We start from the raw sequence: 17,702 nt of genomic DNA, 5'->3' as shown, positions 1-17,702 counted from the left end.
CGAAAGTCACGGCAGCAGCAAAGACGGAAGGCAGCTTCGGGTGCGTCTTAAGCTGGTCCAAGCGCCGCGAACATTCATCCTAAGACGCAAGGCTGAGCCCGTAAGTGATGCCCATTGATATTGATTGCAAGGAATTAGAGATGACCAACATCATCGATTTCAAAGACGCTAAAGGCGAAGCGCTCATGCGGCAGGCTGAACAGCTTTTCGCGGCTATGCGATCCGCAAGTCAGCAGAAAATTGCCGTTGTCGCTGGTTTAGGCTTCATCATCAAAGAAGACGGCAAAGACGTTTGGGGTGCCTCAGTCTACAGCCTCACCTACGGAGACCATACGCTCGTCGATGGCAGCGCAGAATTGGTGGCGGACGAAGTTCTCGACCTTGTGGACGAGCTTCTAAGGTTCTGCGTATCGCCTTCAGAATACGCGGCCCACGCACAAGAGTACGCCGAGTGCTCTGCGAGGCACCATGCTGCCGTGGATGCACGTATCAAGGCTGATTGGGGAATTGAGCCGGATGCCGCGTAAGAAACGAACCTACACCAAGTCCGACGTGAAATTCCTTGTCTCCGCGGTCGAAGATGCAGGGAAAGACGTTGCCTACGTCAAACATTGCTCTGACGATAGCGGCTTCCGGGTGGTGTGCCGAAATCCGTCAGAAGTCGATCAGCCCGAACTCATCTCCGATTGGGACGAGCATCTAAATGGCAATCCGCCTAAAAAGGCCTAAGTACGTTCACGTTTACACGGACAATCGCGGCAAAACCCGCGCGTATCTGCGGCGTCCTGGACAGCCTCAAGTCGCGTTGCCCGGTCCCATTCATTCGCCGGACTTCATGCAAGCCTATCACAAGGCAATGGCGACCCCACAGGAGCCTAAGCAAGCCGGTGTTGCCAGCGTCAAGAGCGGCACGATGAATAGCTTGATCGTGGCCTATTACGCTTCATCAGCCTTCACATCGCTGGCGGCATCAACGCAAAGCACCTACCGCAATCAGCTTGAAATATTCCGCGAGCATTATGGCGACCTTTCCGTCAAAGGCTTCAAGGCGAAGCATGCGGATACAATCCTTGGCACGCTCGCGAAAACGTCCACAGCCCAAGCCCACAAGCTCCGCAAGCGTCTCCTGATGCTGATGGCGCTCGCCGTCAAGTGGGATTACCGCGACGACAATCCGATGCTTCTGGCTTCGAAGATCAATCACAAGGAAAAGGGCTATCGGACTTGGACCGAGGAAGACATCGCCAGCTATCGCAAACACTGGAAGGAAGGCACGTCGCAACGCCTTGCGCTCGAAATTTTGCTGCACACCGGACTACGGCGCAGCGATGCGTGCAAACTTGGTCGCCAACACCGGCAAGGCAACCGTCACGTCGTCAAAATCAAAAAGAGCGGCGAGACGATTACGGTCAGCATTCCTGTGCATGCAACTCTAGAGAAGCACCTAAAGACAGTCTCGGGGAACCTGACCTATGTCGTCAGCAAATTCGGCAAGGGCTACACCGAGGAGTCGTTCAGCAACTTAGTCTGTGAAGCCGCAGAGGAGGCGGGACTTCCTCCAGACAGTTCGCCTCACGGCTTGCGCAAGGCCTGCTGCCGCCGATTGGCAGAAAGCGGATGCTCAACGGTGCAGATCATGGCGATCACCGGACAGTCGTTATCCGTCGTTGAGCGCTACATCCGCGAATACAACAAAGAGAAGGCGGCAGAGGCCGGAATGAAGAAGGTCAAGGACAAGGGCTGAGAACGAGTCCGAAACAAAATTGGCTAGCATTGACCCGAAGATTGGCTAGCGTCCGATCAACCTATTGAAATGTCTTGCGGGAAAAATCAGATGGTGGGCCCGCCAGGACTCGAACCTGGAACCAGACGGTTATGAGCCGTCAGCTCTAACCATTGAGCTACGGGCCCACGCGGTGCTTCTCATACCAGATGTTCGCCGGGCGGACAGCCTCAACGACGATTTTGTGTCAGGCATTCTGTCGCCGCCCGGCAAGCGCTAGCGAGGCTATTTCGTCCGGTTCCGGGCGCCCCGTTTGCCGTAGCGCTCATCGTACGTCTGCCCCGTCGCGATCCGGTAGGCCGTGTTCCGCCCCGCCCGGAAATAGCGCTGCAACGCCCGCCGCAATGTCCAGGCCGGACGCGTCTGATCGTGAATGCTGTCGTGCACGACGACGGCGTCGGTCGGCGCGTCATGCAACTCAATTCCGGCATACTTGAGCGGGAGCGTGCCGACGGCATAGCGTTCGGGGCTGTCGCCCATCACCTCGATCAGAATTGCTTCCGCGGAGTCTCCCTTACCGGCGTATTGGCATCCCGCCTCCCAGGCGGCAATGAACGCATCTGCGCCGGCCGTGGGTCGAAGCAGCAGCACGCGCGTCGTGGGCTTCAAGGCGCGCCGCGTTGTGCCAAGCGCCGTGCCCTTCGTCCGCATGGCAAGATCGCCGGGCGATTGCAGGATGCCGCTAATGTCGCCGCGGACGGTGCAATCGACGTCCATGAAAATCAGCGGCCGGTCCGGATAGTTGCGGCGTGCATCCGCCATGACCGTCGGCTTCTGCCGCGTCTGCGAATACCAACTGTCGCCAAGAACAGGGCGCGCATAGAGATGGTGCGAGATGCGATGCTGGATGAGATTTTTAGAGAACGCCGACGCCGCGGGTTCGTAATTGGGCGTGAAAAAACCGATCACCACGAAATCCGCGCCGAACGATTGGCGAATATCGTCTCCATGGTTTCTGATGTCACTGTCTGCGCGCGGCTTGGTATCGACCATTCTGACCGTCTCGGAGTCCTTGGGAAGCCATGAACGCCGCCCGGTCCGGCCCAATGGCTACAAATGCTATAGCAGGAGATCTGGGCGTCGCAAGGCGGCGAGCCCCGCTTTGCAACGGCCAGCGACGTGTCATTCATCCGAACGACAGTATTTCGCCTTCATTTGTCCTCGAAACGACTATAGCCAGCGAGGAAAAACTGGCGGAGACACCCATGCTTAGCGCTTTGCGTCCTCGAGATATTGTTTCGGCTCTCGCAATCGGCGGCATAGTCGCGCTGCTGATGTTCTCGCCCGCCATGGCGCGCGCGGACGATAAACCATTGGAACGGACAATTACCGTCTCGGCGACAGGCACGGCCGAGGCAGAGCCTGATCGCGCGCGCATCACGTCCGGCGTTTCGACGGAAGCCGAGACCGCGCGTGACGCGTTAACGAAGAACAGCGAGACGATGACGAAGATCATCGACGAGCTGAAAGGCAAAGGCATCAACCCGAAAGATATCCAGACGGCTTCGTTCAACGTCGAGCCGGTGATGGACTATAAAGAGGGCCAGCCACCGAAGGTGCGCGGCTATCGCGTCGGCAATCAGGTGATCGTTCTGGTTCGCAAGCTCGATCAGCTAGGCGAGATCCTCGACAATGTCGTGAGCGCAGGCGCCAACCAGATTCAGGGCCTCGCCTTCGAGGTGTCGAAAGAAGATGCTCTGAAGGACGACGCGCGCAAGGAAGCCGTCGCCAATGCGCTGCGCCGTGCCAAGCTTCTCGCCGCAGCTGCGGGTGCCGACGTCGGCGACGTGATACAGATTTCGGAAGAGACCTCGTCGAACGGCCCGGTGATGTACGCACCGCGGCTCGCGAAAGCTGCCACGTCCTCGGTGCCCATCGAAGCCGGCACCAGCACGCTCGAAGCGCGTGTGACGATCACCTGGGCATTGAAGTAAGAAATCGGCTTCCGGCCGGCTCCCCGGAGGGGAGTCGGAAGCCGAAACAAAAAAGCTTCTGGCTCGACGAAGGAAGAGTCGGAAGCCGAAACTAAATCAGCTTCACGACTTCGACGTCGACTTTTGGCGTCGGAGCGCCGGGCTGCACCGACCAATCGCCGAAATTGTGCATCTCGGCCGAAACGCGCAAATGCGTAAGCCGCGCAATGTCGATATCGGCGACGACCCACTCGGCCGCGTTGAGCGTGCCTTGCGCAAGCACGCCCGTATCGGAAATGCCATGCTCGGACGGCACGTAAATGCCGGCTGCACCGGCATTGAAGTCGACAGCCGGAGACCACGGCGCATCGCCGACGGTTGGGCTCTGCACGGCCGCAATGGTGTTTTCGAGCGCGCGCGCCATCGAGCCGGTGCGCACCCGGTGATAACCCGAGACGCGCTCCGTGCATGACGGCACAAGCAACACTTGCGCGCCAGCTTCCGCCATCGCGCGAGAGATCAGCGGGAATTCGCTATCGTAGCAGATCGCGATGCCGAACGTGCCGATCGACGTCTCGAACACGCGCACCGTCTTCCCCGCCGTCACGCCCCAGTTCTTTTCGAACGGCGTCATGACGAGCTTTTCCTGCACGCCGACCGAACCCTTCGGCGTGACGAGCTGCGCCGAGTTGACGAACAACCCGTCTGCGGTCTTCTCAGGTCCCGAGCCGACGAGGATATGCACCTTGTGCTTCTTGGCGAGATCGACGTGAAACTGAACGCGCGCGTCCTTGATCTCTGCCACCTTGGCAAGCGTCGCCTGCAGGTCGCTATAGACCTCCGGACCGAAGCACGCCGCCTGCTCGATCGCCGCGTACTCCGGAAAGACCAGAAGCTCTGCGCCCGTCGCTGCGCCATTCTTCACCCAAAGCGCGATCTTCTCTTCCCATTCGGCAAGCGTCTTCGGCTGGCCGATCGGGTACTGAGAGCTCGCAACTTTGAGTGTCTTCTTGGCGGTCATCGCGTCCTCACGTTTGCGGCTTCCGGCCGGCTTCCCCACAGGGGAGTCGGAAGCCGCAACGAAATAATGGCTTCCGGCCGGCTCCCCGCAGGGGAGTCGGAAGTCGCAAACTTATAGTTTCTTCATCCAGAATTGCATGTCGTGGGTCGTTTCGGCGGTCTGGTCGATATCCTGCCAGTCGTAGGTGGCGACGATGCCGTCGACCGGTTCATAGCCGCGCTTTCTCCAGAACGGATCAAGTGGGGCGTAATCCGCCGGTTTCAACGGATGGTCTTCAGGCCGAACGACGCGGCAGAACGACGAGTATTCAAAGCCGCCGAGCTTCTTCGCCTGCGCCTCGCGTCCGTCGAAGAACGCATGGCCGAGGCCGTGGCCGCGATGGCTTTTGAGCAGCACGCTCTCGCCGCAATAGAAGATCTTGGAGATGTCGTAGCCCGCTTTCTTGAACGGTTCGCCGAACTCGTCGGCATGCTCGATCATCGGCGCGCCGGTCGAAGCGCCCACCATCTGATCTCCGTCATAGGCGCAGACGACGACCGCGCCTTTCGCCTTGGCGAACTTCTCAAGATACTTCTGCTCGTATTCGAGCGTGCCTTCGTAGAGATAAGGCCAGTCCCGAAAGACGATCATGCGCAGGCGGCTGAGATCGGACAGGACCGGAAGGATATCCGCTCCTGTCACCGATTTGACCTCGAGCTTCTTCTTTTCGTCAGCGGCCATTCGCTCTCTAGTCCTTAGCCTGCGACCTGTGCGATCCAGTCGGTCAGATTGTAATAGGTGGTGACGCGCGCAATCTTGCCGTCGCGGATGGCGAAGAACGTGCCGGCCGGGAGAACATACTTCTGGCCGACCGCGTCGGGCAGACCTTCTTCCGTGTTCTTGTAAATGCCGTGCACGTTGAATTCGGCGGAAGCGCGCGTTGCGTCCTTCGACACCATGACGACGATGTCTTTCAGCTCTTCCTTGTAGTTGTGCGTCATGCGCGCATTGAAGGCGCGGAACTTCTCGATGCCCTGACGGCGCTCGCCCTGGTTGACGTCGTGAATGACGTCGTCGGTCAGAAATTTGAGCATCGCGTCGGTATCGCCGCGGTTGAAAGCCTCATAGTAGTCGCGGATGAGGGCGGCGGTTGCGGCGCGGGCCGCAGATTCAGCGGACGTCTCGGACATCGGTCGTTCTCCGGTGGGCTTTTCGATTCGATCTGCCGGGGGTCTTAGCAGGTCGGGTCCCGGCCTTCCATGCGCAAGGATGCTGCGGTAAACGCGACATTTCACCTTCCATCCGGAAAGAGATCATGGCACGCATTCAAGAGCTTTTCGTCACCCACGTTTACCGTGAGGAGCTCCAGCGCGGCGCGACATCCGCGCTCATGGCCGAGCTTCTGGATGCCGCTCACGAAATCGCTGCCGCCGACCGGGCGGGGCAGGGATGGTCGAAAGCCAATGATTATCCTGGATATACATCCTATGCCTCACTCAACGACCTCCCCGATCGGCATCCGGCCTTTGCCGATCTTGTCGCGGTGCTGGATCGCCAGGTCGCGGCCTTTGGCCGGACGCTCGAATTTGACTTCGACGGCCGCCGCCTCGTGCTCGACAGCCTCTGGATCAACATCCTGAAGCCCGGCGGCTATCACACGGCGCACATTCACCCTCATTCGGTCATCAGCGGCACGCTCTATCTCGCGGTGCCGAAGGACGCGAGCGCTATCAAATACGAAGACCCACGGCTGGCGATGCAGATGGCAGCCCCGCCGAAGAAGCCCTCGGCGAAGGACAAGAACAGAACGTTCGTCTCAGTCGCGCCCGCGCCGGGCACGCTGCTGCTCTGGGAAAGCTGGCTTCGCCATGAAGTGCCGGTCAATCACGCCAAAGCCGAGCGCGTGTCTGTGAGCTTCAATTACCGATTGGATTGAGAACGCTCAATCCGCGGTTCCGTCGTCAGGCAACGGCACGTCGAAGCCATTGAGGATGACCGAGACTGCACAATAAAGCCCGACGAGATAGATGAACTCCGCCGCGCCATCCTCACCGAATGCGCCGACGGCGCGGTTATATGTCAACGCCGGAAGCGTGCTCCCCGTCACGAGGCTCGACGCCAGATCATAGGCGACAGCTTCCTCTTCCGTCAGATCGTTCGGCCGGTTTCCGGCAATGATGGTCGTGATTTTTTCGTCGGGAAGCCCGCGCAATTCCGCGACAAGCACATGCGCGTAGAGTTCATACGCCGCGTGAAACTTCGTGCCGGTGACGAGAATGGCGATCTCGCGCACCTGCCGCGGTAGCTTCGGCGATGCCGACATCGCCTTGGTATACTCCCACACCGCGCCGCCGAACTGCGGAAAGCGCAGCCACGGGTTCCATGGCCCGATAAGCTGGCCGGTCTCGTTGATCGCGGTGAAACCTTTGAAGTTGTTCTGGATGCCGTTCTTCATGTCGGCATAGAGCGTTTTCTGCTCGGGCGTCAGCGTATCCAGCGGGATCAGAGGCAGGCGCATCGGGGCACTCCTTTGGAGGAAGGGGAGGGGGACAGTCTCGGCACCGTTAAGCTAGAGATGTTTCAGGCTGATGCCAAAGCGCAGACGTTAATCGCCGATCACATGCACGATGACCTGTCGGTCGTGCGGATGCGCGCGATGCTCAAAAAGGTAAATGCCCTGCCACGTCCCGAGCATCAGCCGCCCGTTGGCGATCGGGATCGTCAGGGTCGTCTGCGTCAGCGCACTCTTGATGTGCGCCGGCATGTCGTCGGCGCCTTCCGAGCGGTGAATGAAGAGCGGATCGCCGTCCGGTACGAGGCGCTTGAAGAAGGCAACGAGATCGCGCTGCACGTCTGGATCGGCGTTCTCCTGGATCAGCAGCGACGCCGACGTGTGGCGGCAGAAAATGTGCGCGAGTCCCACCTCGATCTCTGCGTCGCTGACGATCTGCACCACGTCGAGCGTAAACTCGGACAGACCCTGTCCACGGGTGTTAAGGGTCAATGTTTGCTGGTATTGCCGCATTCTGGTACCGGCCTCGGAAAATGCTTATATTGGTTTAATGAGCAGAGCATTTGTCAGAGAATCCGATGCCGTCGAAGAGCTTCCCGAGAAGCTCGTGTCCGAGCATCGCAACCTCGTCACCCCGGAAGGCTTAGCGCTGATCCAGGCCGAGGTCGAACGCCTTCAGGATGAGCTGGCCGAGGGCCAGCGCTCCGGAGATCGTGATGCCATCCAACGGACGTCACGCGATCTGCGCTATTGGAACCAGCGGCTGACGACGGCCGAAGTCCAGGCCGCGCCGGCGAACGCTTCCATCGTCTCGTTCGGCTCGACCGTCACGCTCGAGCGCGACGACGGCCGCGTGCAGAAATTCCGCATCGTCGGCGAAGACGAATCCGATCCCGCCAAAGGCAAGATCTCTTACGTTTCTCCGCTCGCCCAGGCGCTGATGGAAAAAGCCGTTGGCGACACCGTCACGGCCGGCGCGGGCGAGGCCGAGATCATCAAGATCGAGTAGTGCGATCGGCTCAGGACGCGTGGTCGGACGACGGCATGAATTTCTTCATCGCCTCTTTGATTTCGCGCTCGCTCATATCGCGTTTGTGCGTCGCGACCGACCACTTGTGCCCGAACGGATCTTCGATGATGCCGTAGCGGTCGCCCCAGAACATGTCTTCGACCGGCATGCGCAGAATCGCACCGGCCTTCACGGCGCGCTCGACGAATGCGTCGACATCGGCGACATAGAGGTGGATCGTGACCGGGCTGCCGCCGAGCGTGATCGGCGAAGATGAACCCCATTCCGGCAACTCGTCGACCAGCATGAAGCGGGCGTTACCGACGCGAACGGCAGCATGCATCAGCTTCCCGTTGGCACCCACCAGCCGCATTTCTTCTTCGGCGCCGAATGCCTTTTTGTAGAAGTCGATCGCGTCAGCCGCCCCCGCGCAGACGAGATGGGGGGTGATCGCTTGGCAATTTTCGCTTCGGATGCCGCCGGCATTCTCCTGAACTTGGGACACGGTTTCCTCCAATTCTTATGGGGCTGCCGTACAGCTCAAATCCGGGAAAAGCTGAGGTTTTTGACCTCGCCGCAGCCGATTTTCCCGGCTGTTCAGTCTCAATAACAATGACGGCGACTTAAAGAAGGGACAAGACCTCTGTTTTCGCTAGTAGCGAACGAAGTTCAGCATAAGCAGCAAATGCCCGAAAGTTCGATAAACTATTGGAAAAACATTCGAACGCGTGACGGCGTTCCGGTGCCCCGTGGAGAGTGCCCAAAACGAGAAAGGGCCGCTTTCGCGGCCCTTTGAAATTCTGGATCAGTTATCCAGGAAACTCCGCAGCTTCCGAGACCGGCTCGGATGTTTCAGCTTCCGTAGCGCCTTGGCTTCGATCTGGCGAATACGTTCGCGCGTGACCGAGAACTGCTGGCCGACTTCTTCGAGCGTATGGTCCGTGTTCATGCCGATGCCGAAGCGCATGCGCAGCACGCGTTCTTCGCGCGGCGTGAGCGAGGCGAGCACGCGCGTGGTCGTATCGCGCAGGTTCGACTGGATCGCCGCTTCGATCGGCAACACCGCGTTGCGGTCTTCGATGAAGTCGCCGAGGTGCGAATCTTCCTCGTCGCCGATCGGCGTTTCGAGCGAGATCGGCTCTTTCGCGATCTTCAGAACTTTGCGCACCTTTTCGAGCGGCATCGCGAGCTTTTCCGCCAGCTCTTCCGGCGTCGGCTCGCGACCGATTTCGTGCAGCATCTGGCGCGAGGTGCGGACGATCTTGTTGATCGTCTCGATCATGTGCACCGGAATACGGATCGTGCGCGCCTGGTCGGCGATCGAACGCGTGATCGCCTGCCGGATCCACCATGTCGCGTAGGTCGAGAATTTGTAGCCACGGCGGTATTCGAACTTATCGACCGCCTTCATCAGACCGATGTTGCCTTCCTGGATGAGATCGAGGAACTGCAGGCCTCGGTTGGTGTATTTCTTCGCAATCGAGATGACGAGACGAAGGTTGGCTTCGACCATTTCCTTCTTGGCCTGACGGGCCTCGCGCTCGCCCTTCTGCACCGCTTTCACGATGCGGCGGTATTCCGGAATCTCCAGACCCGTTTCGGTTGCGAGCTGATGGATCTCGGCGCGGATCTGTTCGACCTGGGCGCGTTCCACTTTGACGAACTGGCCCCACTTCTTGCCATTGTTGGCAACGCGGTCGAGCCACGTCTGGTCGAGTTCATTGCCGTAATATTCGTCGATGAAGTGCTGGCGCGGCACGCCATAGCTGTCGGCGAGGCGCATCAAGCGGCCTTCGAGACCGATGAGGCGTTTGTTGATCGCATAAAGCTGTTCGACGAGGCTTTCGATACGGTTGTTGTTGAGCGACAGCGACTTCACGTCGACGATGATCTCGTCGCGGAGCTTCTCGTAAGCTTTCTGCTGCTGGCGCGAACCCTGCTCGCCGACGAGCTGCTGTTCGAGCTTTTTGTCCTGCTGCTTGCGCAGTTTTTTATAGGTGCCTGCGATCTGATCGAAGGTTTCGAGAACCTTCGGCTTGAGTTCGGCTTCCATCGCCGCAAGCGACATGGCGTTCTCGAACTCGTCCTCGTCATCGCTTTCGCCCGACTGCGATTCCTGCTCGCCCTCGGATTCCTCGCCTTCGCCGGACATCGCCGGCACTTCTTTGGCTTCCGGCCCTTCGTAGGTTGCTTCGAGGTCGATAATGTCGCGAAGCAAAATCTTGCCGTCGTTGAGTTCGTCGCGCCAGATGATGATGGCCTGGAACGTCAGCGGGCTTTCGCAAAGACCGGCGATCATCGCTTCGCGGCCGGCCTCGATGCGCTTCGCGATGGCGATTTCGCCTTCGCGCGACAACAGCTCGACCGAACCCATCTCGCGCAGATACATACGCACCGGATCGTCGGTACGCTCTGCCGGTTCGGCTTTGCCTTCCGACTTCGTCAGCGCGGAGGAGCTTTGCGTGACGAGCGAACGGCCTTCTTCTTCGTCAACGAGGTCCTCGCCGCCTTCTTCCTTCTCTTCGCCTTCCTCGTTCTCGACGACAGTGATGCCCATATCGGAGAGGGTGGCGTAGAGATCCTCGATCTGATCGGATGAAACTTCCTCCGACGGCAGCACCGAGTTGAGCTGATCGAGCGTAACGTAGCCCTTAGCCTTCGCCGACTTTAGAAGACGCTTGACCGCCTGGTCGGAAAGATCGAGGAGGGGGCTGTCGCGTTCTGGTGCATCGGCGGCCTGATCTTTGTCTTCTGTCTTCTGGACTGCCTGCTGGGCGCGTGCCATTTTCGTTCCTTGTCGTCTGCGCCGCTTCCGCACGGAAACGGCTCAATTCTGATTTAGGCTCCGAACTGCTGCCTGCCGCAGCGCGCCGAAGCCGGAATGCGAAATACGCGCCTATCCAGCGCGCTTTACCTCAGAAGCGTCGTCGTCGGGTTGCTCGAACTCTTCGTCCATTTGATCCATCGCCGCCTCGCGGGCGATCTGGCGTTTGATGTCGAGAAGGCGCATCTCGGCCTCTTCTGTGCAATCCCGATACCAAGCCTCCTCAGCTGCTTTCAGCGCAACGCCGAGCGCAGCCTGTCGCTGATGCAACGCCAGAATATGGTGCCAGGCGGCTTCGACATCGGCGGCGGAGGCATCGGGCTCGGCAAAACGGTCGCTGGCGTGCGTAATCGTTTGCGCGACGAGGTCCACCACCTTTGCAACCCCCGATTTGCTCAATTGGGTGCGTAAAGTTGCGCTGTCAAGTGAATTTTGGCGTGCATGAACCCCTAAAATTTCGTCGCGAAGCACCGAAAGCGCTGGCGCGGCAAACTCGATCGCCGCAATCGCCTCGGAATACTCATCAATCAACCACGGATGGTTAAGAAGGGTTTTCATGATCAGAGCTTCGCGCGGAGATATGCTCTGAAAATGGCTAGTGAGTTCCGGGCTGGCAAGGGGCAGGGCATTTACCACGTCACGCCGGCTTGCAAAGCGCCGCTCGCTGGATGCACCCCCGAGCCGGGTGCGGTCGCGCTGGCGCCAGTCGGGCGCCGCCACAGGCCGCGCATAGGACCCTTGGCCCTTGCCACCGTCAAAGCGTCCCGCCGAAGCCGCACCGCCGCGCATGGGCGAGCGCTGACGCCCAAGCTGATACAACCTGTCGCGAAGCTCCCGCGCGTAATGGTTGCGGACTGCCGCATCCTGGATGGAGTTGGTCAGTGCTCCAAGCCGGGCTTCCAAAGCCGCCCGTTGCTCGGGCGTGGTCGTCGGCTGGGCGTTAAGCTCCCGCTCCCACAGCACGTCGATCAGCGGTCGTGTTTTTTCCAGGACCTCCGACATCGCGGACGCGCCCTGCTGGCGGATCAGATCGTCCGGGTCGAGGCCATTCGGTAGAAAGGCAAAAGCCACGCTGTGACCCGGCTTGACCCAGGGCAGGGCGACCTCAACGGCACGGTTAGCCGCCTTCTGTCCGGCGCTGTCGCCGTCGAAGCAAAGGATCGGTTCTGGTGCTATACGCCACAGAAGCTTCAACTGATCTTCCGTCAGCGCCGTTCCAAGCGGTGCAACGCTTTCGCCGAAACCGGCCTCGCTAAGCGTCACGACGTCCATATAGCCTTCAACGACGATGACACGGTTCTTGTCGTGCCCTGCCGACCGGGCGCGGGCGGCGTTGAACAGAATGTGCCCTTTATGAAAGAGGGGCGTCTCGGGCGAATTAAGGTACTTGGCCTGGGCGTCCTTATCGAGCGCGCGGCCGCCGAACGCGATGACGCGCCCTTTGAGATCGAGGATCGGGAACATGACGCGGTTGCGGAACCGGTCATAAGGCTCAGGAATATCGGCCCCGGCGATCAACATTCCCGCCGTCGCCATGTCGGCGGGGGAAAAGCCTTTGCCTTTGAGAAACGCACTCAGCGCCGTCCGCGAATTTGGAGCGAAGCCAAGCCGGAAGCTTTGGATCGTCTCGGCAGCCAGTCCGCGCTTTTCGAGATAGCGGCGCGCTTCGCCGCCGGGACCCGCACGCAGCGAAGTCTCGAAGAATTCCGCTGATGCGTCGAGCAGCCGGTAAAGGCGTTCGCGCTGGTCTTCCTGCTCGATGTTACGCTCGGGCTGCTTCGGCATCGGCACGCCCGCTTCCGCCGCGAGGCGCTCAACCGCTTCGGGAAATTCCAGCCCCTCCGTCCTCATCACGAAGGTGAAGATGTCGCCATGCTCGCCCGACGCGAAGCAGTGATAGAAACCCTTCTGGTCGTTGACGAAGAATGACGGGCTTTTCTCAGCCTTGAATGGCGACAGCCCGCGGAATTCCCGGCCCGCCTTCTTCAGCGCAACTTTCCGGCCGACCACCTGGCTGACCGACAGCCGGGACCGGATCTCATCCAGAAAGTTTGGACTGAAGCGCATGCGCGTAATAAGGCCTCAGGAGAGCGACGGGCTGCGCCGCACCTTCTTGCGAAGGCCCGCAGCGGACTGATCAATAGGTGATTCGCTCAGAAGCCCGGCTATTCAACGCCTTGTTGCGTAAAGCCATACCCGCTTTCCACAGTGCCTACGCATTAGGCATTCCCGTCGCAGGTGTCATCCTCGAGCTTGGCCCGAGGATGACAGGATATGTATGTCTTTTTCTAGCCGGCGATCAGCCTAGCGCCGCCTTGACTGCCGCGCTGGCCTTCTGAAAATCCATTTGCCCGGCGTACTTGGCTTTGAGCGCGCCCATCACCTTGCCCATATCCTTGGGCGACGCTGCACCCGTTTCCTTGATGGCCTCGGCAATGGCCGCCGTGACGGCAGCATCGTCCATCTGCTTCGGCAGGTATGCTTCAATAATGTCGATCTCGGCCTGCTCTGTCGCAGCCAGCTCCGGACGGCCACCGCTTGTATATTGGGCGATTGAATCCCGCCGCTGCTTCACCATCTTGGTCATGACCGCAAGGATCGCCGCGTCGTCGAGGTCTTTCTTCGCTTCGATTTCAGCGGATTGAATGGCCGCGTTGATGAGCCTGAGGGTGCCCACCTTCTGTTTTTCGCCGGCTTTCATTGCCGTTTTGATGTCTGCGTTGATCTTCGCGCGCATGGGTAGGTCTCCTTGAGGTCGAAGGGCTGGTTTACGGTCTGCGCGCAGGCTGGGGCAAGCCTTTAACAAAGCACGGACTTTCTTGCCGTGTCCGGAATTGACGTTGTAAAGCCGTTCCCCTAGGTTCCGCCGCGACGAGCGACCCGCGCTTGCAATTCCTTGAATGGACGACAGATGACCGCACCTGAACCCTGGACAGAAGTGCCTCTAACCGCACGCCTTGTGCTTGATGACGGAACCGTCATCGCCGGACGCGGCCTTGGTGCTACGGGGACGGCCGTCGGCGAGGTCTGCTTTAACACGGCCATCACCGGCTACCAGGAAATCCTGACCGATCCGAGCTACGCCGGTCAGATCATCACCTTCACCTTTCCCCACATCGGCAACGTCGGCGCCAATCCGGAAGATACCGAGACGTCGAACCTTGCATCGCGCTCAGGCGTCCGCGGCTGCATCCTGCGCGCCGACATCACTGACCCGTCGAACTATCGCGCCGCTGAAAATCTCGATGCCTGGCTGAAGACCCGCGGCATCGTCGCCATCGCTGGTGTCGATACCCGCGCGTTGACCGCACGCATCCGCGAGCGCGGCATGCCGAACGGCGTCATTGCGCATCATCCCGATGGCAAGTTCGATATCGAAGCGCTGAAGGCCGAGGCCAAGTCCTGGCACGGGCTCTTGGGCCTCGACCTCGTCCCGGAAGTGACGAGCGGTCAGAGCTATTCCTGGGATGAGCAGCGCTGGGTCTGGAACAAGGGCTACCCGCGCAACGAAAACCCCGAGTTCCATGTCGTGGCAGTCGACTATGGTTTGAAGCGAAACATTCTGCGCTGCCTCGCATCCGCCGGCTGCAAGGTCACCGTCGTTCCCGCGAAGGAAAAGGCCGAGGACATCCTGGCGCGCAATCCTGATGGCGTCTTTCTGTCGAATGGTCCCGGCGATCCTGCGGCAACTGGCGAATACGCCGTCCCGGAAATCAAGAAGCTCGTCGACAGCGGCAAGCCGGTGTTCGGCATCTGCCTCGGACATCAGATGCTGGGCCTCGCGCTGGGCGCGACGACGAAGAAGATGCATCAGGGCCATCACGGTGCCAACCACCCCGTGAAGGACTTCACGACCAACAAGGTCGAGATCGTGTCGATGAACCACGGCTTCGCCGTCGATCGCGACAGCCTGCCCGATGGTGTCATTGAAACGCACATTTCTCTGTTTGACGGTTCGAACTGCGGCTTGGCCCTCGAAGGCCGTCCCGTGTTCTCCGTCCAACACCATCCCGAGGCATCGCCCGGACCGCAGGACAGCCACTATCTCTTCACGCGCTTCGTCAACATGATGCGCGAGCAGAAGGGGCTGCCGACGAGCCGCGAACGCTGAGGGGCTCGCTCCCTGGGAAAGTAATGCACGTCGTCCATCGTCTTATCGCTGCGGCCCTGCTGTTGATCGGCTGGGCCGCCGACGCGAACGCCTGTTCGTCAGCCAGGCGCGGTCCCTTTTTGAAAGAGATCGCGCAGACATCGAAATCATGCGCCCATCCGCTCTGCGGGCAAATCTACGCCACCGCCCGGCCGGAGGCAGAAGATCCCAAAACGCCGTGTCCGGACGATCAATGGCAACGTCTCGATGCGGCCGTGACGGCTGCGCTCTCGGCCGGCGGCGTCCTGATCCTCGGCGAGATGCATGACAACGCCACGCACCATCTCTTGCAGGCGGCAGCCATTCGTGAGTTTGCGCTGTCGGAGCCTTCGAACGAAACCGCGATCGTGTTCGAGCAGCTTCGTGACGATCAGCAACCCGGCATCGACAAATTTACCGCCAAGCAGCGCAGCGGCGAGAAAGTAACCGTCGCCGACTTCAAGCTCGCCGTCGCCTGGCAGAAGTCGAACTGGCCGGACCTCTACGATCCGCTGTTCGAAACCGTGATCGCCGCCAAGCGACCGTTCTATGCAGGCGACGTGTCGCGCGCCGAAATCATGAAGGCGGCGAAAGACGGGGCAGGGGCGGCCGACGCTAGCAAGCGCCTTGCGCTCGATGTTCCGCTGGGTGCGAAGTTCGACGCCGCGTCCATCAAGGAAATCGAGGATGCCCATTGCGGCGCGTTGCCGAAGGAAGCGTTCGACGGCATGGCGTTCGCGCAGCGGTATCGCGACGCGCATCTGGCCGATGCTGCCTTGAAAGCCTCGCAGCAGCACGGCTCCGCCATTCTGATCGCCGGAACGGGCCACGCCCGGACTGATCGCGCCGTGCCGTGGTACCTCCGAAAGCGGACACCGGAGAAGAAAGTCGTGTCGGTGATGTTCGTCGAGGTTGAGACGGACAACACCGATCCAGATACCTATGTGCCGCGCGATCCCGATGGCCTGCCGGCAGCCGACTTCATCGTTTTCACGCAACCGGCCGAGCGTGGCGATCCGTGCGAGAAAATGCGCAAGAAATAGCCGGAACGCGCCGCTGCTCGTTTTTATGGCGCACACTCATCAACCTTGCTGAACTTTAAGGTCGCGTCTGCGGCAAATTTGCTTATAACCCAGGAAAAAATCTGGGAGGAATTTGATGCGCCTTTTCTTTGTCGCCGTCGCGGCACTCGCGGTCGCGACCCCGGCAGCCGCCGCCGGAACGGATTGCTCGGCCGATGTTCTTAGCGCCATCAGGAAGCAGCTATCGTTGAAAGCCTTCCGGGTCGAATTTTCGCAGGAAACCGCCGAAGGCGAGGCCCACATGCGGATCGACTACATGCCGCCGCTCAGGATGCTCCAGACAGTCACGTCGCCCGCGATGCCGGGTGAGCAGCAGACGATGCTGGTCGACAACCGGGCATTCTCCGGCTCGGGTGGCAGCTTCGAGGAACTGCAGCCGCAGTTCACCCAGTCGATCGTCGCCGAAGTGGCGGAAGCTTTGGCGCGGCCGAGCAAGCTCGAAGGTTACGACTGCATCGGCCCGGTGAAGTACGAGAACCAGGATCTTGTCGGCTACCGCTTCGAAGACAAGACGCATCCGCAGACAGATCGCGCGAAGATCATGACGCGCACGATCTACGTCGATCCAAAGACCGGGCTGCCGGCTTATAATGTCATCGCCACCTTGGCCCAAAACGCCAAGCCGCTGCGCGAGGTCAAATATTCATATCCGACCGACATCAACATCGTTGCGCCTCAAAACGCGCCGGTGCAAAAGGTCCATTAACGCCGCTTATCCGGCTTCGTTTGGGATATTTCCATGCGCCGCAGTGCATTTGCTCTTATTTTAGTTGCCGTTTTCGCGGGTGACGCGGCGGCGCAAGTCCCGCCGACGGCGCCTGCAAAGCCGAACGCCAATCCATGTCGCGACGAAGTTTCGGCCGCGCTCCAGAAGCTGCGCAAATCATCGTGGTTCCGTATGGACACCCAGATGATCACGGAGAACGGTCCGACGTCGATGCAGGTCGATTACGTTCTGCCTGACCGGATGCGTCAGACAGTGACCGACAAGCTCACCAACAAGACCACGCAACTCATACTGGTTGGTGACCACGCCTGGGCGGACCAAGGAAGCGGCTGGCGGCCGGTGCCGCAACAGATTGCAGCGCAGCTTCGCGAGCAGATGGACGACACCGTCGTCAGACAGCAGACCGACGTCGGCGATTACTCCTGCAAAGGCCGCGCGCAGATCGATGGCCGCGATGTGCTCTCCTACAAGCTCGAAAGCGAGCCGGAGAAAGGTTCAAGCTCGCCGCAGAACCAAGCCTTCCGTATGTTCTACGTCGACGCGCTGACGGGTCTGCCGGCAAGCAATGCGCTGCTTGCGCCGGGTCACGAAGACAAGCCAATCTTCAAGACGACCTATTCGTTCCCGATCGACATGAAAATCGAGCCGCCGAAGGATGCTTTGCCGGACAAGGCGCCAGAGCCTGCGACACCGGCGCCTGCTGAAGGCAAGTAGCGGGACTTT

The 17,702-nt window shown here is 60.0% G+C and carries 20 protein-coding genes and 1 tRNA gene; 10 read left to right on the top strand and 11 right to left on the bottom strand.

Going from position 1 to position 17,702, the window contains the following annotated elements:
• Positions 1–140 precede the first annotated feature (140 nt).
• From HYPMC_RS09910 to HYPMC_RS09900, 3 genes are read left to right on the top strand one after another with little or no spacing between them, the layout of a single operon-like run.
• A complete protein-coding gene (locus HYPMC_RS09910) occupies positions 141–527 on the top strand; it encodes a hypothetical protein (protein ID WP_157135423.1) in 387 nt (128 codons plus the stop codon).
• The gene (locus HYPMC_RS09905; RefSeq protein WP_041300000.1) at positions 517–729 is read left to right on the top strand and encodes a hypothetical protein; all 213 of its coding nucleotides are present in this window, start codon (positions 517–519) and stop codon (positions 727–729) included. The genes HYPMC_RS09910 and HYPMC_RS09905 overlap by 11 nt, the downstream gene beginning before the upstream one ends.
• Positions 704–1,744, top strand: a complete 1,041-nt coding sequence (locus tag HYPMC_RS09900) for a tyrosine-type recombinase/integrase (RefSeq protein WP_013947775.1) — start codon at positions 704–706, stop codon at positions 1,742–1,744. Before HYPMC_RS09905 ends, HYPMC_RS09900 begins: the two co-directional genes overlap by 26 nt.
• 91 nt (positions 1,745–1,835) lie before the next feature.
• Here the strand turns inward: HYPMC_RS09900 and HYPMC_RS09895 are convergent.
• Both HYPMC_RS09895 and HYPMC_RS09890 read right to left on the bottom strand, forming a co-directional pair.
• A tRNA-Ile gene (locus HYPMC_RS09895) sits at positions 1,836–1,911 on the bottom strand.
• A gap of 97 nt (positions 1,912–2,008) precedes the next feature.
• A complete protein-coding gene (locus tag HYPMC_RS09890; protein WP_013947773.1) occupies positions 2,009–2,776 on the bottom strand; it encodes a hypothetical protein in 768 nt (255 codons plus the stop codon).
• Between the two features lie 212 nt (positions 2,777–2,988).
• On the opposite strand from HYPMC_RS09890, the gene HYPMC_RS09885 reads away from it, so the two are divergent.
• Positions 2,989–3,717, top strand: a complete 729-nt coding sequence (locus HYPMC_RS09885; RefSeq protein ID WP_013947772.1) for an SIMPL domain-containing protein — start codon at positions 2,989–2,991, stop codon at positions 3,715–3,717.
• Between the two features lie 91 nt (positions 3,718–3,808).
• Here HYPMC_RS09885 and HYPMC_RS09880 read toward each other — a convergent pair whose 3' ends face one another.
• From HYPMC_RS09880 to HYPMC_RS09870, 3 genes are all read right to left on the bottom strand, one after another.
• On the bottom strand, positions 3,809–4,717 hold the full coding sequence (locus HYPMC_RS09880) for a carbon-nitrogen hydrolase family protein (RefSeq protein ID WP_013947771.1): 909 nt from the start codon (positions 4,715–4,717) through the stop codon (positions 3,809–3,811).
• Between the two features lie 111 nt (positions 4,718–4,828).
• A complete protein-coding gene (locus tag HYPMC_RS09875; RefSeq protein WP_013947770.1) occupies positions 4,829–5,437 on the bottom strand; it encodes a hypothetical protein in 609 nt (202 codons plus the stop codon).
• Between the two features lie 14 nt (positions 5,438–5,451).
• Positions 5,452–5,886 (bottom strand): ketosteroid isomerase-related protein, encoded by a 435-nt coding sequence (locus tag HYPMC_RS09870; RefSeq protein ID WP_013947769.1) that lies wholly within the window; start codon positions 5,884–5,886, stop codon positions 5,452–5,454.
• A 125-nt stretch (positions 5,887–6,011) separates the two neighbouring features.
• Here HYPMC_RS09870 and HYPMC_RS09865 point away from each other — a divergent pair, with 125 nt between their 5' ends.
• Entirely contained in the window at positions 6,012–6,632 is a 621-nt protein-coding gene (locus HYPMC_RS09865) for a TIGR02466 family protein (protein ID WP_013947768.1), read from the top strand.
• A 6-nt stretch (positions 6,633–6,638) separates the two neighbouring features.
• Here HYPMC_RS09865 and HYPMC_RS09860 read toward each other — a convergent pair whose 3' ends face one another.
• Both HYPMC_RS09860 and HYPMC_RS09855 read right to left on the bottom strand, forming a co-directional pair.
• Positions 6,639–7,214: a carboxymuconolactone decarboxylase family protein gene (locus tag HYPMC_RS09860; protein WP_013947767.1), complete on the bottom strand. Its 576-nt coding sequence runs from the start codon at positions 7,212–7,214 to the stop codon at positions 6,639–6,641.
• A gap of 87 nt (positions 7,215–7,301) precedes the next feature.
• Positions 7,302–7,721 carry a secondary thiamine-phosphate synthase enzyme YjbQ gene (locus tag HYPMC_RS09855; RefSeq protein WP_013947766.1) on the bottom strand — a complete coding sequence of 140 codons (420 nt, stop codon included), beginning with the start codon at positions 7,719–7,721 and terminating at the stop codon, positions 7,302–7,304.
• Positions 7,722–7,758: 37 nt separating this feature from the next.
• On the opposite strand from HYPMC_RS09855, the gene greA reads away from it, so the two are divergent.
• Positions 7,759–8,217, top strand: coding sequence for a transcription elongation factor GreA (gene greA, locus HYPMC_RS09850; RefSeq protein WP_013947765.1), 459 nt, complete (start codon positions 7,759–7,761; stop codon positions 8,215–8,217).
• A gap of 10 nt (positions 8,218–8,227) precedes the next feature.
• Here greA and HYPMC_RS09845 read toward each other — a convergent pair whose 3' ends face one another.
• From HYPMC_RS09845 to HYPMC_RS09830, 4 genes are all read right to left on the bottom strand, one after another.
• A complete protein-coding gene (locus HYPMC_RS09845) occupies positions 8,228–8,722 on the bottom strand; it encodes a VOC family protein (protein WP_013947764.1) in 495 nt (164 codons plus the stop codon).
• A gap of 300 nt (positions 8,723–9,022) precedes the next feature.
• Entirely contained in the window at positions 9,023–11,002 is a 1,980-nt protein-coding gene (rpoD, locus tag HYPMC_RS09840; protein ID WP_013947763.1) for an RNA polymerase sigma factor RpoD, read from the bottom strand.
• A 111-nt stretch (positions 11,003–11,113) separates the two neighbouring features.
• Positions 11,114–13,108 carry a DNA primase gene (gene dnaG, locus HYPMC_RS09835; protein WP_013947762.1) on the bottom strand — a complete coding sequence of 665 codons (1,995 nt, stop codon included), beginning with the start codon at positions 13,106–13,108 and terminating at the stop codon, positions 11,114–11,116.
• A 232-nt stretch (positions 13,109–13,340) separates the two neighbouring features.
• Positions 13,341–13,778 carry a GatB/YqeY domain-containing protein gene (locus tag HYPMC_RS09830; protein ID WP_013947761.1) on the bottom strand — a complete coding sequence of 146 codons (438 nt, stop codon included), beginning with the start codon at positions 13,776–13,778 and terminating at the stop codon, positions 13,341–13,343.
• A 174-nt stretch (positions 13,779–13,952) separates the two neighbouring features.
• Here HYPMC_RS09830 and carA point away from each other — a divergent pair, with 174 nt between their 5' ends.
• The 4 genes from carA (at position 13,953) to HYPMC_RS09810 (ending at position 17,693) form a co-directional block, all read left to right on the top strand.
• A complete protein-coding gene (gene carA, locus HYPMC_RS09825; protein WP_013947760.1) occupies positions 13,953–15,152 on the top strand; it encodes a glutamine-hydrolyzing carbamoyl-phosphate synthase small subunit in 1,200 nt (399 codons plus the stop codon).
• Positions 15,153–15,175: 23 nt separating this feature from the next.
• A complete protein-coding gene (locus tag HYPMC_RS09820) occupies positions 15,176–16,213 on the top strand; it encodes a ChaN family lipoprotein (RefSeq protein ID WP_013947759.1) in 1,038 nt (345 codons plus the stop codon).
• A 115-nt stretch (positions 16,214–16,328) separates the two neighbouring features.
• Positions 16,329–16,958 (top strand): hypothetical protein, encoded by a 630-nt coding sequence (locus HYPMC_RS09815; RefSeq protein ID WP_013947758.1) that lies wholly within the window; start codon positions 16,329–16,331, stop codon positions 16,956–16,958.
• Positions 16,959–16,991: 33 nt separating this feature from the next.
• Positions 16,992–17,693 (top strand): hypothetical protein, encoded by a 702-nt coding sequence (locus HYPMC_RS09810; RefSeq protein ID WP_013947757.1) that lies wholly within the window; start codon positions 16,992–16,994, stop codon positions 17,691–17,693.
• Positions 17,694–17,702: the final 9 nt, after the last annotated feature.

Source organism: Hyphomicrobium sp. MC1 (genome assembly GCF_000253295.1).
Taxonomy (GTDB): domain Bacteria; phylum Pseudomonadota; class Alphaproteobacteria; order Rhizobiales; family Hyphomicrobiaceae; genus Hyphomicrobium_B.
This window is presented reverse-complemented; position numbering and strand designations above follow the sequence as displayed.

Coding starts and splice junctions, on each gene's coding strand:
- HYPMC_RS09910 (WP_157135423.1), top strand. CDS start 141: ATGACCAACATCATCGATTTCAAAGACGCTAAAGGCGAAGCGCTCATG.
- HYPMC_RS09905 (WP_041300000.1), top strand. CDS start 517: ATGCCGCGTAAGAAACGAACCTACACCAAGTCCGACGTGAAATTCCTT.
- HYPMC_RS09900 (WP_013947775.1), top strand. CDS start 704: ATGGCAATCCGCCTAAAAAGGCCTAAGTACGTTCACGTTTACACGGAC.
- HYPMC_RS09890 (WP_013947773.1), bottom strand. CDS start 2,776: ATGGTCGATACCAAGCCGCGCGCAGACAGTGACATCAGAAACCATGGA.
- HYPMC_RS09885 (WP_013947772.1), top strand. CDS start 2,989: ATGCTTAGCGCTTTGCGTCCTCGAGATATTGTTTCGGCTCTCGCAATC.
- HYPMC_RS09880 (WP_013947771.1), bottom strand. CDS start 4,717: ATGACCGCCAAGAAGACACTCAAAGTTGCGAGCTCTCAGTACCCGATC.
- HYPMC_RS09875 (WP_013947770.1), bottom strand. CDS start 5,437: ATGGCCGCTGACGAAAAGAAGAAGCTCGAGGTCAAATCGGTGACAGGA.
- HYPMC_RS09870 (WP_013947769.1), bottom strand. CDS start 5,886: ATGTCCGAGACGTCCGCTGAATCTGCGGCCCGCGCCGCAACCGCCGCC.
- HYPMC_RS09865 (WP_013947768.1), top strand. CDS start 6,012: ATGGCACGCATTCAAGAGCTTTTCGTCACCCACGTTTACCGTGAGGAG.
- HYPMC_RS09860 (WP_013947767.1), bottom strand. CDS start 7,214: ATGCGCCTGCCTCTGATCCCGCTGGATACGCTGACGCCCGAGCAGAAA.
- HYPMC_RS09855 (WP_013947766.1), bottom strand. CDS start 7,721: ATGCGGCAATACCAGCAAACATTGACCCTTAACACCCGTGGACAGGGT.
- greA (WP_013947765.1), top strand. CDS start 7,759: ATGAGCAGAGCATTTGTCAGAGAATCCGATGCCGTCGAAGAGCTTCCC.
- rpoD (WP_013947763.1), bottom strand. CDS start 11,002: ATGGCACGCGCCCAGCAGGCAGTCCAGAAGACAGAAGACAAAGATCAG.
- dnaG (WP_013947762.1), bottom strand. CDS start 13,108: ATGCGCTTCAGTCCAAACTTTCTGGATGAGATCCGGTCCCGGCTGTCG.
- HYPMC_RS09830 (WP_013947761.1), bottom strand. CDS start 13,778: ATGCGCGCGAAGATCAACGCAGACATCAAAACGGCAATGAAAGCCGGC.
- carA (WP_013947760.1), top strand. CDS start 13,953: ATGACCGCACCTGAACCCTGGACAGAAGTGCCTCTAACCGCACGCCTT.
- HYPMC_RS09820 (WP_013947759.1), top strand. CDS start 15,176: ATGCACGTCGTCCATCGTCTTATCGCTGCGGCCCTGCTGTTGATCGGC.
- HYPMC_RS09815 (WP_013947758.1), top strand. CDS start 16,329: ATGCGCCTTTTCTTTGTCGCCGTCGCGGCACTCGCGGTCGCGACCCCG.
- HYPMC_RS09810 (WP_013947757.1), top strand. CDS start 16,992: ATGCGCCGCAGTGCATTTGCTCTTATTTTAGTTGCCGTTTTCGCGGGT.